This is a genomic window from Streptomyces sp. ITFR-6, assembly GCF_031844725.1.
Classification (GTDB): Bacteria; Actinomycetota; Actinomycetes; order Streptomycetales; family Streptomycetaceae; genus Streptomyces.
Window position 1 is genome coordinate 1,292,368 of the sequence record NZ_CP134612.1, and the last position, 13,578, is coordinate 1,305,945.

The following is a 13,578-nucleotide window of genomic DNA, read 5'->3' on the forward strand; positions in this document are numbered from 1 at the left end:
CAGTTGACAGCGTTGCCGGTGACCGGCACGTTGGGTCCATGCGCATCGGACTCATCGGCACCGGCCGGATCGGCTCCTTCCACGCGGCGGTGCTGTCCCGCCACCCCTCGGTGGACGCCCTGGTGGTGACGGACACGGACCCGGCCCGCGCGGCGGAGGTCGCGCGCCGGACCGGGGCGGCCACCGCCGGCTCCGCCGTGGAGGTGTTCGGCGCGGGCGTGGACGCCGTGGTGATCGCCTCGGCCACCGCGGCGCACGCCGAGCTGATCGGCCGGGCCGCCCGCGCCGGGGTGCCCGCGTTCTGCGAGAAGCCCGTCGCCCTCGACCTGGCGGGCACGCTGGCCGCGCTGCGCGAGACGCGGGAGGCCGGGAGCGTGCTCCAGCTCGGGTTCATGCGACGGTTCGACGCGGGGTACCTGGCGGCGCGCTCGGCCGTACGCGGCGGGGAGCTCGGCCGGCTGCATACCGTGCGGACGGTGACCTCGGACCCGGCGCCGCCGCCCGCTGCCTACCTGCCGCTCTCCGGCGGGCTGTACCGGGACTGCCTGATCCACGACTTCGACATGGTGCGCTGGGTGACGGGCCATGAGGTGGCCCGGGTGTACGCCACCGGCTCGGACGCCGGACCCGCGATGTTCCGCGAGGCCGGTGACGTGGACACCGCGGCGGCGCTGCTGACCCTCGACGACGACACCCTCGTCACGGCGACGGCGACCCGCTGCAACGGCGCCGGGTACGACGTGCGGATGGAGCTCGCCGGGGAGCTGGACCAGCTCGCGGTCGGCCTGGACGACCGCACCCCGCTGACCTCCGCGGAACCGCAGGGCCCCGCCGCCCCGGCCAAGCCCTGGCCGGGGTTCCTGGAACGCTTCGCCCCGGCGTACGAGGCCGAGCTCGACGCCTTCGTCCGGCTGGTGCGGGGCGAGGCGGCCAATCCCTGCGACGGTCGGGAGGCCCTGCACGCGCTGCGGGTCGCGGAGGCGTGCGAGGTCTCCCGCCGGGAGCGCCGGCCGGTGGAAATGGCGGAGATCCCCGGGGCCTGAGGGTGATCACGCGAAGGAGCCCGGCCGCCCTCACCACCGGACCGGCAGCGCCTCCGGCCCCCCTGATGAGCATCCCCGTCCGCCAGGTCAGCGTGTCCGGATCGGTGTCGAGCGCCAGTTCCGGGCAGCGCTCCAGGAGCGATCCGACCGCCACCGCCGCCTCGATACGGGCCAGCGGCGCGCCCAGGCAGTAGTGGATCCCGTGGCCGAAGGCGACGTGTCCCCGGGCGTCCCTGGTGATGTCGAACCGGTCCGCGTCCGGGTAGCGGTCCAGGTCGCGGTTGGCGTCGGCCATCGCGATCAGGACCAGCTCGCCGCCGCCCGGGACGAGCGTGCCGCCGATGTCGATCGGGCCGGTCGTGAAGCGGTACGTGGGGGTCTCGATCGGGCCCGCGTAACGCAGCATCTCCTCCACCGCGTTGTCGATCAGGCCGGGATCCGCCCGCAGCGCTGCGAGCTGCTCCGGGTGGGTGAGCAGGGCGAGCACCCCGTTGGAGATGAGGCTCACCGTGGTCTCATGGCCGGCCACGAGCAACAGCCAGGCCTTGCCCAGCAGTTCACCGGCCGAGAGCCGGTCGCCTTCCTCGTCGGCCGTGTGGATCAGCGCGCTCATCAGGTCGTCGCCGGGCTGTTCGCGCTTGTCGTCGAGGAGCCCGGCCAGATAGCGGGACGTGTCGGCGGTCGCCTCGCTCCGCGCCGCCGCGTCGATGGAGGACACCGCGGTGTTGGACCACGCCCGGAAGGCCTGGCGGTCCAGGAAGGGGACGCCGAGCAGTTCACAGATGACGGACATCGGGAGCGGGAACGCCAGCGACTCGACGAGGTCGGTACGGCGGCCGGGCAGCGCCAGCATCGTGTCGAGCAGTTCGTCGGTCATCCGCCGCACACCCGGCAGGAGTTGCTGCATGCGGCGGGGCGTGAAATCCCGGGTGACCAGCTTGCGCAGCCGGGTGTGCTCGGGTGCGTCCGTGCTGATCATGGACGTCCCGGAGGAGACCTTGCTCACGCCGAGGTCGGGCGAGGCCAGGGCCCACTGTTTGGAGAGCCGCTGGTCCGCGAGCGCGGCCCGGCCCTCCTCGTACCCGACGACGAGCCAGGCGGGCGCGCCCTCCGGGATGCGGACCCGGTGGACGGGGCCACGGGCCCGCAGGGCCGCGTAGACACTGTCCGGATCGCGGGTGAACCTGTCCCCCATCGCTCCGAGATCGACTGCCTCTTCCGTGGTCAATCCGGGCTCCCTCAGGACGACCCGGCATTCAGCACGGTGCCCTGGGCGACCGCGCACAGGGTTTCTGCCCCGCTCCCGTCCACGGTGAACAGATCGCAGCGCGCCACCGCCTGCCGGCGGCCGGAGTGGACGACGAAGGCGCGGGCGACGAGTCCGCCGCCGGTGGCGGGCCGCAGGTACTGGATCGAGAAGCCGCCGGTCAGCGCGGCCGGGCCGAGTGCCGTTCCGGCGGCGAAGGTGAGCGCGTTGTCGGCGGCGTACGCGAGCACCCCGCCGTGCAGGAACCCGTTCTGCTGCTGGAGTTCCTCCCGGCCGTCGATCTCCAGCGTGACCCCGCCGTCCCCGAACGCGGTGATCCGCGCGCCGACGAGCCCGCTGAACGGCTGGCTGTCGAGCACCTTCTGCGCCATCTCCAGGTCGAGTCCGGCCATGACGAGTTCCTCTCTGTCGGCTGTCCTGCGCAAAGGTCTGCTGACCTGCGCAAAGGTCCGCTGACCTGCGGCGAGGTCCGCTGACCTGCGGCGAGTCTGCCTCACCAGCGCACGGACAGCTTCCGCGTCCCCCTGATCAGCATGCCGGGCAGCCAGTCCGGTTCCCCGGCGTCCGGATCGAGCCGGAGTCCGGGGCACCGCTCCAGCAGCGCCCGCACCGCGATGCGGCCCTCCATCCGGGCCAGCGGCGCGCCCAGGCAGAAGTGCGTCCCGTGCCCGAAGGCCAGGTGTCCCTGCGCCTCGCGGCGGATGTCGAAGCGGTCCGGTTCCGGGTAGCGGGCGGGGTCACGGTCGGCGCCCGCCAGGGCGACCAGGACCGAATCGCCCTCCGCGATGGTGGCGGAGCCGATCGGCACGGCCTCCCGGGCGAACCGGAAGGTGGCGGCCTCCACCGGACCGTCATAGCGGAGCATCTCCTCGACCGCCCCGTCGATGAGTCCGAAGTCGGCTCGCAGAGCCGCCAGTTGCTCAGGGTGTTCGAGCAGCGCCCGCACCCCGTTGGAGATCAGGTTGACGGTCGTCTCATGGCCTGCGACGAGCAACAGGAAGGCCATGCCGACCAGTTCGTCGGGCGACAGCGCGTCCTCGTCCTCGTACCGGGCGGCGATCAGCGCACTCAGCAGGTCCTCGCCCGGCGAGCGGCGCTTGTTCTCGATCAGTTCGGCGAGGTAGCCGCCCATGGCGCGGACCGCGTCGCCCTCCTGGTTCGCGCTCGCCGGGGAGACCACGCCGTTCGACAGCAGCCGGAAGGCATCCCGGTCCAGGTCGGGGACGCCGATGAGTTCGCAGATGACGGTGATGGGCAGCGGGAAGGCGAAGGCGTCGACGAGGTCCGCCCGGCCGGCGGGCACCATCGCGTCGAGCAGTCCGTCGGTGATCTGCCGCACGCGGGGCCGCAGCGCCTCGATCCGGCGGGCGGTGAACTCCCGCGCGACCAGCTTGCGCAGCCGGGTGTGGTCGGGTGCGTCCATCTCCAGCATGTTGGCGTTGATCGGGTCGCCCATGCCCGTCTGGCCGGGCAGCGTCCGCCAGTCCTTGCCGAACCGCTGGTCGGCCAGGACCGACCGTCCCTCGTCGTACCCGACGACGAGCCACACCCGGTCGAACTCGTCCGTCCGCACGGAGTGCACCGGACCCGCCGCGCGCATCTTCTCGTAGTACGGGTACGGATTCGCGGTGAAGTCCGCGACCCCGCGCAGATCTACGTCGACATCGGACATGGGCCCACCCTCCCGGTCTGATCGGTCCGGCCGCGAGGGACCGGCCGGTTCAGCGTATGCCGCCGGGTCCGGGACGGGCGGAGAGTTCAGGACAGCCCCGGGCCGTCGCCGTCGTCGAGCAGGCCCGCATCGTGGACCAGCAGGGCGATCTGGACTCGGTTGTTGAAGTCGAACTTGGCCAGAATCCGTGACACCTGGGTCTTCACGGTGGCCACGCTCAGATAGAGCGCCGCGGCGATCTCGGCGTTGGAACGGCCGTGCCCGACGGCGATGGCCACCTCGCGTTCCCGTTCCGCGAGCGAGGCGAGCCGTCGGCGGGCCCCCTGCGCGCGGTCGGCCTTCTCCTCCCCGCCGGGGCTCGCGGCGCGGGCCATCAGCTGCCGGGTCACCGCGGGCGACAGAACCGGGTCACCGGCCGCCACACGGCGTACCGAGTCGACGATCTGTCCGGGCGGGGTGTCCTTGAGCACGAAGCCGGCCGCTCCGGCACGGATCGCGCGCAGCACCTGTTCGTCGGCGTGGAAGGTGGTCAGGACGATGACCTCGGGTGCGTCCGGGCGGCCGCGCAGCGTCTCGGTGGCGGTCAGCCCGTCCATGACCGGCATCCGGATGTCCATCAGGACGACGTCCGGGCGGAGCCGCTCGACGAGTCCGGGCGCCTCGCTGCCGTCGGCGCCCTCACCCACGATGTCGATGTCGTCGGCGCCGCCGAGCATCAGGGCGAGGCCGGCCCGTACGAGCGGGTCGTCGTCGACGATGAGGAGCCGGACGGGGCGGTCGGCGGGAACGGGGATCGGGGTGGTCATGACGGCCACGGTAGCCAAGCCCGGACCCCGAACCCGCCGCCAGGTTCGGGTCCGTGGTCGAGTCGGCCGCCGGCGAGGGTGGCCCGTTCGGTCAGCCCGATGAGCCCCTGTCCGGAGCCGGGCACCTGCTCGAAGGGTTCGGTGGGGGCCGGGTTGCGCACCTCGACGGTGATGCCCTGGCCGGGGCCGCCGCTGACCCTGACGGTGACCTCGGTGCCCGGTGCGTGCTTGCGGGCGTTGGTCAGGCCCTCCTGGGCGATGCGGTAGACGGTGCGGCCGGTGGCGGCGGGCGCCGCGTCCGGCTCTGCCAGGCCGTTGTCGAGGGCCACCTTCATCCCGGCCAGCCGGGATTCGGCGACCAGCGCGTCGAGCGTGGCGAGGGTGGGCTGCGGCCGGTCGCCCTCGCTGTCCCGGGGGCTGCGCAGCACCCCGATGATCTCGCGGAGGTCCTGGAGCGCCTCGTGCGCGCTGTCCCGGATGACCCCGGCGGCGCGGGCCACCTCCGCTGGGGGCGCGTCGGGCCGGAACTCCAGGGCTCCGGCGTGCACGGAGAGCAGGGTCAGCCGGTGGGCGAGGACATCGTGCATCTCCCGGGCGATGTCCTCGCGGGCCAGCCGCTGGGCCTGTTCCGCGCGCAGTCCGGCCTCGGTCTCGGCGCGCCGGGCCCGCTCGCGCAGGGTGACGACGAGCTGGCGTCTGGAGCGTACGACCATGCCCCAGCTGAGCACCAGCAGGATCAGCAGCACGCCGATGATGGTGGACGCGATGAACGAGGTGGTCGGGTCGGGGCGCACGTAGGGCTGGATCGGGGCGACGGCCAGGGCCCCCGCGCCGACGAAGGCGACGGGCCGGAACGGCCGGTGCACGGCCACGCTGAACAGGGCCACCAGCAGCGCCCCGGCCGCGACGGGCTCCACGATGGAGAGCGCCGTCATCGCCACCGCGAGGCCGACCGGCCACCGCCGCCGGACCCACAGCGCGCAGCAGGCCGCGGCGCCGACCAGCGAGTCCACGAAGACGACACCCTCGGGCGTGGTGGGGTCGGCCTCGATCGTCGCGATGGTCGCCAGGCCGATGCCCGCCGCGCAGAGGAACGCCGTGATGTCGACGATCCAGTCGCGCACGGTGCGGCGGGAGCGGGCGCCTCGGTCACCGGGCAGCTCGGGGTCGGCCATCGCAGAGGGCAGCAGCCAGGGGTACTCCGTGCGCGTCATATCGACAAAGCTACGCAGTGGAATCGCGGCTTCCGGCGGTTCGGGGCCGGGAGGCGACCAAAGTCGTGGAAGGGAAGACTTTCGGACGAGCGGCCCGGACCTCCGGCCGATGCGGCGGCGGTGCCCGGCGCGCCAGGCTCACTCCCATGAAGAGACTCTGCGAGACGGTCGGCTTCCTGGTCTTCGCCCAGGGGGCCGCGGGGCTGCTCCACGAATGGTTCGACTGGTTCCACTTCTTCAACCTGGTGCAGCGGCTGCCGTTCGTCGGCGACTACTCGTTGTTCGTCAGCATCGTGCTGGTGGTGGCGGGGATCGCCGTCATGATCGCGTCGGACTCGGTCAAGGAGTAGCCGGGGCCACGCTGCGGCGCCCCCAGGCCGTACCCGCGAGCACCAGGACCGCGCCCGCCGCTCCGAGTACGCCGAGGCGTTCGCCGCCGATCGCGATGCCGACGGCGGCGGCCCAGAGCGGTTCCGTACCGAGCAGCAGGCTGACCCGGGACGGCGAGGTGCGGCGTACGGACCACATCTGCACGAAGAACGCGAAGAGCGTGCAGAAGACCGACAGGAAGAGCAGCCCGCCCCATTCGCGGACACCGAATCCGGCGGCGACCGACCACGGCGAGTCGCCGGTGCCGGGGACGGCGGCCAGAGCTGCGAAGACGGCGACCGCACTGCCGAGCTGGACGGTGGTCAGCGACAGCGAGTCCGCGGAGCGGACGGACCTGATGTGCGCCATGAGCAGTACGTGGAGGGTGCGGGCCAGGGCGGCGACGAGCATCAGCAGATCGCCCGCGGAGGGGCTGGTGAATCCGCTGCCCTGGGTCAGCAGCACCACACCGGCCACGGAGAGCGCGGCCGCGGCGAGGAAGCTCCCGGCCGGCCGGACGCGGGTCACCGCGGCCTCGGCGAGCGGGGTGAAGACCATGGTGAGGCTGATGATGAGCCCGGCGTTGGTCGCCGAGGTGTGCACGATGCCGTACGTCTCCACCAGGAAGATCCCGCTGAGCACCAGGCCCAGCAGCCCCGCGCCCCGCCACTGCGCCGCGGTCAGCGCCGACAGCCTGCGCCGTCCGGCGATCACCAGGACGGGCAGCACGACGGCGAACCTCAGCACCATGACCGCGATGACGGTCTGCGCCGTGGTGATGCCCTTGGCCGCCAGGTAGCTGGAACCCCAGACGACCGCGACCAGCAGGACGGGCAGATCGGTGAGCCACGCCCGGCGCGGCGGTGCGAGGGCGGGAACGGCGATCGAGGACACCCGGAACTCCTGGTTCTCCACAGGCAGGATGCGGAGACCTCACTGGCTCGCACGCGGAACGATCACCGTACCGGTCGCCCTCCTACAATGGCGAGCCCCGGGACCGGTCCGACGTCGGCCGCCCCGCACCCCACCGAGCACGGAGTCGCCAGATGGCGGGAGCACGCCAGGACGGAAGGGTCGAACGGGGCAACCGCACCCGGCAGCTGGTGCTCGCGCACGCTGCCGCGGTCGCGTCGGTGGAGGGCCTCGAAGGCCTCTCGCTCGGCCGGCTCGCCACCGAGCTCCGGCTGAGCAAGAGCGGCGTGTTCGCCCTCTTCGGCTCCAAGGAGGAGCTCCAGCTCGCCACCGTGCGGGCCGCCGCCGCGGTGTACGACGAGCATGTCGTGCGGCCGGTACGGGCCGTTCCGGCCGGGCTGGGGCGCGTCCGGGAGCTGTACGAGCGCTGGATCGCGTACTCGGAGCAGCGGGTGTTCCCCGGGGGGTGCTTCTTCTACGCGGCCATCGCGGAGTTCGACGCGCGGGAGGGCCCGGTGCACGACGCGCTCGTGGCCGCGCAGGCCGGCTGGGTCGCCTTCGTGGAGCGGCGCATCGAGGAGGCGCGGGTGCTGGGCGAGCTCCGGGCGGACTGCGATGCCGCCCAGCTCGCCTTCGAGATCATCGCGTTCCTGGAGCTGGCCAACGGCGACTCGGTACTCCGGAGGAGCTCGGAGGGCTATACGAGGGCGGCGCACGCGATCCTGGAGCGGCTGCGGGCGGTGGCGGTGGACGCCTCTTCGCTGCCCGGCACCGCGTAGCGCCGGCAGACGCGGGCCTGAGGACCTGCGGACCTGTCTCTTGGGACTCGGCCGAAACTAATAGCACGATCGTTCGTTCAAATGTATGGTCGCAGTCATCCGCCGCGGAACGCCGCGCCGCCACGGCCGCCGTACTGCTTGTACCGCCCGTACCGCTCGTACCGTTCGACGAAGGGAACCCCCGACCATGGACATCGTGCAGATCGACCGGACCGCTGTGCTGGAATCCGCGCGCATCGTGCGGAGCGCGGGCCCCGGCGACTGGGACCGCCCCTCCCCCTGCTCCGACTGGACGCTGCGCCGCCTCGTCGAGCACATGGGCGCCCAGCACCACGGGTTCGCCGCCGCCGCGCGGGGTCAGGGGGCCGGTCCGGCGGACCCGCCCGTACGGGGACGATCCGGCCGCCCGGTACGCCGAGGCGGCCGACGCGGTGCTGGACGCGTTCGCCGAACCGGGCGTGCTGGAGCGGCGGTTCGCGCTTCCGGAGATCGATGCCGCCGCGACGTTCGCCGCGTCCACCGCGATCGGGTTCCACTTCATCGACTACGTCGTGCACTCCTGGGACGCGACGACCTCCCTCAGGCTGCGTACCGCCTTCTCTCCGGCCGTCGTCGAGGCCGCGCTGCCCATCGCCCTGCGCGTCCCCGGCGGCGAGGCGCGCGAGCGGCCGGGTGCGGCCTTCCGGCCCGCCCTGCCGGCGGGTTCCGGCAGCCCGGACGCCTTCCGGCTCATGCTGTCGGCGCTCGGCCGTTCGCCGGACTGGAGCCCGCCGCACGGCGGCTGACCGCACAGGCCATTCACGTACTGCACATTCGCGTGCTGGACATTCACGTGCCGTCGGGGATGGAGCCGAACTCGGCCCGCCCGGTGGGCCGGTAGGTGTTGATCGCGATGCCGTTGGGGGTCGTGCGGGCGCCGGTCAGCTCGAAGGCGGTCGGCGGTCCACCGTCCGTGAACAGCCGCTTGCCGGCCCCGAGTACGACCGGGTGGACCAGCAGGTTGTACTCGTCGATCAGGCCGTGCTCCATCAGGGACCGGGCGAGCACACCACTGCCGTAGATCTGCACCTCACCTCCCCGCGTGCGCTCCTTGACCCGGGCGATCTCCGCGGGGACATCGGTGGAGATCACGGTGGTGTTCTCCCAGTCGGCCTTCTCCAGCGTGGTCGAGACGACGTACTTGGGGTACCGGTTGAGCCGGCCGGCGATCGGGTTGTCCGGGTCGGTGATGCCCGGCCAGTACCCCGCGAAGATGTCGTAGGTACGCCTGCCCAGCAGGAAGGCCGCCGAGCGGTCGAACAGCTCCGCGACGAACCGTCCGCTGTCCTCGTCGATGACCGGGGCCTGCCAGCCGCCGTACTCGAATCCTCCACTCGGGTCCTCCTCCGGGGCGCCGGGGCCCTGCATGACGCCGTCGAGGGTCAGAAAGGTGATGAGGGTCAGCTTCGCCATGGTCCTGCTCCTTCGGGGCTCGGAAATGGCCGCGGATTCCGCTTCCATCTGTTCTGACCCCCGCGCGGGCCGCAACTCATCGGCCGGTCAGGGCGGCGTAGCGGAGTGGGCGTCCGTTTACCGCCGGTCTCCGGTCCGCGGAGGAACTTTCCTTGTCCTTGTCAGCCAACCGGCGACACCACCACCGGCAACCGGACAGGACCCCCGATGAACAGCACGAGCACCATCAGCACCGGCTCCGACCGCGTCGCACTCGTCACCGGCGGCAGCCGCGGCATCGGCGCCGCGACCGCCCTGCGGCTCGCCCAGGACGGCGCCGATGTGGCACTGACCTACGCCAGGGACGAGGCCGCCGCCCAGGAGACCGTGCGGAAGATCGAGGCGTGCGGCCGCCGCGCGGTCGCCCTGCGCGCCGATGCGGCCGATCCGGAGGCCGTCCCCGCGGCGGTGCACCGGACGGTGGAGACGTTCGGCCGGCTCGACGTCCTGGTGAACAACGCGGGCATCGGCGTCCTCGGCCCCATCGGCACCCTCAGCACCGCCGATGTGGACCAGGTGCTCGCGGTCAACGTGCGGGCCGTGTTCCTGGCCTGCCGGGAGGCGGCCGGCGTGATGGAGCGCGGCGGCCGCATCATCACCCTCGGTACGGCCCTGAGCCGGTTCGCGGGCGGACCGGGCGGCACGCTCTACGCGATGAGCAAGTCGGCGCTGTCCGGACTCACCAAGCCGCTCGCCCGCGAGCTCGGCCCGCGCGGGATCACCGTCAACCTGGTCCAGGCCGGACCGGTGGACACCGATCTCAACCCGGCCGACGGCCCGTTCGCCGCCGGGCAGCGGGCCTCGACCGCGCTGGACCGGTTCGGCACGGCCGGTGAAGTGGCCTCGCTCATCGCCTATCTGGCCGGTGACGAGGCCGCCTACATCACCGGAACCGAGGTCGTGGTGGACGGTGGCCACGCCGCCTGAGTTCCGTGTCAGGGTGGGCGGACGTTCGGTCCGTCCGCCCACCCTGCTGGAGGAGGCGCCCACGTTCTGGTCACGCGCGTCACGTGAGACACATGAGGAGTACGAACACCCGCTGCACGAGGAGTTCGGCTTCACCATCGCCCGGCGCGGATACGACCGCGATCAGGTCGACGCCTACATCACCCGGCTCCGCGGCGGCACCCCACCGGCCGAAGTCGCGGCCTTCGAGCTCGTCCGCCGAGGCTACGAGCGGAGCCGGGTGGACGAGGTCATCGCGCGGTTGCACCGCGAGGCCGACCGCGAGAAGTGACCCTAGGCTGGCCAGGCAGGCAACCAGCCTGCCGTCCGACGAGAGGAACCCGACCATGCCCGAGACCCCGTCGCACAAGCTGAACGACGGCCGAACCGTGCCCTCGGTCGGGCTCGGCACCTGGCCGCTGGACGACGACGCGGCAGAGGAGGCCGTCGCCGGGGCCCTGGGCCTCGGCTACCGGCTCGTCGACACCGCGCTGAACTACGGCAACGAGACCGGCACCGGGCGCGGGATCGCCCGGAGCGGGGTGGACCGCGAGGACGTCTTCGTCACCACCAAGGTGCCGGGCCGCCACCAGGGGTACGAGAAGACGCTGGCCTCGTTCGAGGAGTCCCGGCGCAACCTCGGCCTCTCCTACGTGGATCTCTATCTCATCCACTGGCCGCTGCCCCGCGTCGATCTGTACGTGGACACCTGGAAGGCCATGATCCGGCTCCGCGAGGAGGGGCTCGTACGGTCGATCGGGGTCTCCAACTTCACCGCGGACCACCTGGACCGGCTGGAGCGGGAGACGGGGGTGCTGCCCGCCGTCAACCAGATCGAGATGCATCCTCGGCTGCCGCAGGAGGAGCTGCGGGCCGTGCACGCTGCCAAGGGCATCGTCACGGAGAGCTGGAGCCCGCTGGGGCGGGGCCGCGATCTGCTGGCCGATCCCGGTCTCGTCGCCGTCGCGCGGGCCCACGAGGTGACGCCGGGACAGGCGGTGCTGCGCTGGCACACCCAGCTCGGGGCCGTCCCGATCCCGAAGAGCTCTGATCCGGGACGGCAGCGCGAGAACCTGGACCTCTTCGGTTTCGAGCTGACGGCGGACGAGCTGGCCCGGATCTCGGCGGGGCGCCAGGAGCGGTTCGGCGGGGACCCCGAGACGCACGAGGAGTTCTGAGCGGGGCCGGAAGGCGGCGCGGCAGTGGCGCGGTTCAGCTCTCCCGGGGCTGGATCTCCGCCATCCGGGACCAGCCCTCGCCGGGTACCTCGACGTTGATGATCTCGGGCGTCTCGGCCACCAGGCCCGCCATCGTGTCCATCGCCGCCGCGAAATGCGCCGACCGCACATGGGCCGCACCCGCCTCGGCGGAGGCGAACGCCTCCAGCAGTACGAACTGGTCCGGGTTCTCGACGCTGGACGACCAGTCGAAGAACACGTTGCCCGGCTCCTGGCGGGTGGCGGTGGTGAAGTCCTCGACGGCCGGAAGCCAGTTGTCGCGCTCGGCGCTGCGGACGGTGAACCTGACTGCGATGAAGATCATGACGACTCCTGCTCGGGGCGCGGCAACCCGGCCAGGTCCCCGCATCACCACCGTATCCCCCGAATACGGACAGCCACCCGCGGGCCCCGGCCGTCACCCGGCCGACGGGACCGCGCGCCCGTCGCCGGCCGGGCGCGCCCCGTTCGCTGCCGTGTTCGCCGCCTTGTTCGCCGCCGTGTTCAGCGGTCCCTTTCGAGGAGACGGCCGGTGGGGGCCTCCAGCACGCCGTCCGACGCGATCCGTACGCCGCGCAGCCAGGTGGACCTGACGACGCCGTGCAGGGTCCGGCCGGCGTACGCGGTGACCTGGTTGCGGTGGAAGAGCCCGGCCGGGTCGACGGTGAAGGTGGCGTCGGGGGCGAGGACCGCGAAGTCGGCGTCCCGGCCGGCCTCGATCGCGCCCTTGGAGCGGAGCCCGGCCAGTTCGGCGGGGGCGGCCGACATCCAGCGGGCGACGTCGTCGAGCGAGTGGCCGCGCTTGCGGGCTTCGGTCCAGATGGCGGGCAGACCGAGCTGGAGGGAGGAGATCCCGCCCCACGCGGAGGCGAAGTCCGGCGTCTTGAGGTCCGTGGTGCAGGGCGAGTGGTCGGAGACGATGCAGTCGATGGTGCCGTCCGCGAGCCCCTCCCACAGCGCGTCCTGGTTGGCCGCCTCACGGATGGGCGGGCAGCACTTGAACTCGGTGGCGCCGTCCGGGACTTCCTCCGCGGTGAGGGTGAGGAAGTGCGGGCAGGACTCGACCGTGACGCGTACCCCCTCGCGCTTGGCCGCGGCGATCAGCGGCAGCGCGTCGCTGGAGGACAGATGCAGTACGTGGACACGGGCGTTCAGCCGCTTGGCGTGGGCGATCAGCCCCTCGATCGCGGTGTTCTCGGCGTCGCGCGGCCGGGAGGCCAGGAAGTCCGCGTAGGCGGGGCCGCCGCGCTGGGGTGCGGCCGCCAGGTGGTGCGGGTCCTCGGCGTGCACGATCAGGAGCCCGCCGAACCCGGCGATCTCCGCCATCGAGCAGGCCAGCTGCTCCTGGTCCAGCTCGGGGAACTCCTCGACGCCGGAGGGCGACAGGAAGCACTTGAAGCCGAAGACCCCGGCCTCGTACAGCGGGCCTAGGTCCTTCACGTTGGACGGGATCGCACCGCCCCAGAAGCCGGTGTCGATGTGCGCCTTGGGGGCGGCCACCCGCTGCTTGACGCGCAGGTGCTCGACGGTGGTGGTCGGCGGGAGGGAGTTGAGCGGCATGTCGAGCAGGGTGGTGATCCCGCCGGCCGCGGCGGCTCGGGTGGCGGTGTTGAAACCCTCCCACTCGGTGCGGCCGGGGTCGTTCACATGGACATGGGTGTCCACCAGGCCGGGCAGCAGGACGTCGTCACCGAAGTCCTCCAGCCGGGCGCCCTCGGGCACCTCCGCGTCGTACGCCAGGACGGCGTCGATCTTCCCGTCGGTGACGGCGACCGTCGCGGCCCGCGTCCCCTCGGGAGTGACGACCCGCGTCGAGCGCAATACCAGCTTCACGTCCGTAGCGGACACCCGTGCTCCCCACTT

The 13,578-nt window shown here is 72.4% G+C and carries 15 protein-coding genes and 1 pseudogene; 7 read left to right on the top strand and 9 right to left on the bottom strand.

What is annotated here, in order from left to right:
* The first annotated feature begins 38 nt into the window (after positions 1 to 38).
* On the top strand, positions 39 to 1,043 hold the full coding sequence (locus RLT59_RS05510; RefSeq protein WP_311302336.1) for a Gfo/Idh/MocA family protein: 1,005 nt from the start codon (positions 39 to 41) through the stop codon (positions 1,041 to 1,043).
* 30 nt (positions 1,044 to 1,073) lie between these two features.
* Here RLT59_RS05510 and RLT59_RS05515 read toward each other — a convergent pair.
* From RLT59_RS05515 to RLT59_RS05535, 5 genes and pseudogenes are all read right to left on the bottom strand, one after another.
* Positions 1,074 to 2,238 (bottom strand): annotated as a pseudogene (locus RLT59_RS05515) (cytochrome P450).
* A 44-nt stretch (positions 2,239 to 2,282) separates the two neighbouring features.
* Positions 2,283 to 2,702: a PaaI family thioesterase gene (locus RLT59_RS05520; protein WP_311302337.1), complete on the bottom strand. Its 420-nt coding sequence runs from the start codon at positions 2,700 to 2,702 to the stop codon at positions 2,283 to 2,285.
* A 101-nt stretch (positions 2,703 to 2,803) separates the two neighbouring features.
* Positions 2,804 to 3,982 carry a cytochrome P450 family protein gene (locus RLT59_RS05525; protein ID WP_311302338.1) on the bottom strand — a complete coding sequence of 393 codons (1,179 nt, stop codon included), beginning with the start codon at positions 3,980 to 3,982 and terminating at the stop codon, positions 2,804 to 2,806.
* A gap of 86 nt (positions 3,983 to 4,068) precedes the next feature.
* Entirely contained in the window at positions 4,069 to 4,788 is a 720-nt protein-coding gene (locus tag RLT59_RS05530) for a response regulator (RefSeq protein WP_311302339.1), read from the bottom strand.
* Complete coding sequence (locus RLT59_RS05535) at positions 4,785 to 6,002, bottom strand: sensor histidine kinase (protein WP_311302340.1); 1,218 nt, start codon at positions 6,000 to 6,002, stop codon at positions 4,785 to 4,787. Before RLT59_RS05535 ends, RLT59_RS05530 begins: the two co-directional genes overlap by 4 nt.
* A 146-nt stretch (positions 6,003 to 6,148) precedes the next feature.
* Between RLT59_RS05535 and RLT59_RS05540 the strand changes: the two genes are divergently transcribed.
* Complete coding sequence (locus RLT59_RS05540; RefSeq protein ID WP_311302341.1) at positions 6,149 to 6,352, top strand: hypothetical protein; 204 nt, start codon at positions 6,149 to 6,151, stop codon at positions 6,350 to 6,352.
* On the opposite strand, the gene RLT59_RS05545 is transcribed toward RLT59_RS05540, so the two are convergent.
* Positions 6,342 to 7,265 (bottom strand): DMT family transporter, encoded by a 924-nt coding sequence (locus tag RLT59_RS05545; RefSeq protein ID WP_311307621.1) that lies wholly within the window; start codon positions 7,263 to 7,265, stop codon positions 6,342 to 6,344. The two genes, RLT59_RS05540 and RLT59_RS05545, sit on opposite strands and share 11 nt — an antisense overlap.
* A gap of 152 nt (positions 7,266 to 7,417) precedes the next feature.
* Between RLT59_RS05545 and RLT59_RS05550 the strand changes: the two genes are divergently transcribed.
* On the top strand, positions 7,418 to 8,062 hold the full coding sequence (locus RLT59_RS05550) for a TetR/AcrR family transcriptional regulator (RefSeq protein ID WP_311302342.1): 645 nt from the start codon (positions 7,418 to 7,420) through the stop codon (positions 8,060 to 8,062).
* Positions 8,063 to 8,249: 187 nt separating this feature from the next.
* Positions 8,250 to 8,942: a maleylpyruvate isomerase N-terminal domain-containing protein gene (locus RLT59_RS39305; RefSeq protein ID WP_399124862.1), complete on the top strand. Its 693-nt coding sequence runs from the start codon at positions 8,250 to 8,252 to the stop codon at positions 8,940 to 8,942.
* Here RLT59_RS39305 and RLT59_RS05560 read toward each other — a convergent pair.
* Positions 8,891 to 9,514 carry a dihydrofolate reductase family protein gene (locus tag RLT59_RS05560; RefSeq protein ID WP_311302344.1) on the bottom strand — a complete coding sequence of 208 codons (624 nt, stop codon included), beginning with the start codon at positions 9,512 to 9,514 and terminating at the stop codon, positions 8,891 to 8,893. The two genes, RLT59_RS39305 and RLT59_RS05560, sit on opposite strands and share 52 nt — an antisense overlap.
* 207 nt (positions 9,515 to 9,721) lie before the next feature.
* On the opposite strand from RLT59_RS05560, the gene RLT59_RS05565 reads away from it, so the two are divergent.
* Genes RLT59_RS05565 through RLT59_RS05575 form a run of 3 tightly spaced genes read left to right on the top strand, consistent with a single transcriptional unit; the run spans position 9,722 to position 11,676 of the window.
* Positions 9,722 to 10,480 carry an SDR family NAD(P)-dependent oxidoreductase gene (locus RLT59_RS05565; protein WP_311302345.1) on the top strand — a complete coding sequence of 253 codons (759 nt, stop codon included), beginning with the start codon at positions 9,722 to 9,724 and terminating at the stop codon, positions 10,478 to 10,480.
* Between the two features lie 13 nt (positions 10,481 to 10,493).
* A complete protein-coding gene (locus tag RLT59_RS05570) occupies positions 10,494 to 10,790 on the top strand; it encodes a hypothetical protein (RefSeq protein WP_311302346.1) in 297 nt (98 codons plus the stop codon).
* A gap of 55 nt (positions 10,791 to 10,845) precedes the next feature.
* Positions 10,846 to 11,676 carry an aldo/keto reductase gene (locus tag RLT59_RS05575; protein ID WP_311302347.1) on the top strand — a complete coding sequence of 277 codons (831 nt, stop codon included), beginning with the start codon at positions 10,846 to 10,848 and terminating at the stop codon, positions 11,674 to 11,676.
* Positions 11,677 to 11,710: 34 nt separating this feature from the next.
* On the opposite strand, the gene RLT59_RS05580 is transcribed toward RLT59_RS05575, so the two are convergent.
* Together RLT59_RS05580 and allB are read right to left on the bottom strand one after the other, a co-directional pair.
* Positions 11,711 to 12,040 (bottom strand): putative quinol monooxygenase, encoded by a 330-nt coding sequence (locus RLT59_RS05580; RefSeq protein ID WP_311302348.1) that lies wholly within the window; start codon positions 12,038 to 12,040, stop codon positions 11,711 to 11,713.
* Between the two features lie 179 nt (positions 12,041 to 12,219).
* Positions 12,220 to 13,563, bottom strand: coding sequence for an allantoinase AllB (allB, locus tag RLT59_RS05585; protein ID WP_311302349.1), 1,344 nt, complete (start codon positions 13,561 to 13,563; stop codon positions 12,220 to 12,222).
* Positions 13,564 to 13,578: the final 15 nt, after the last annotated feature.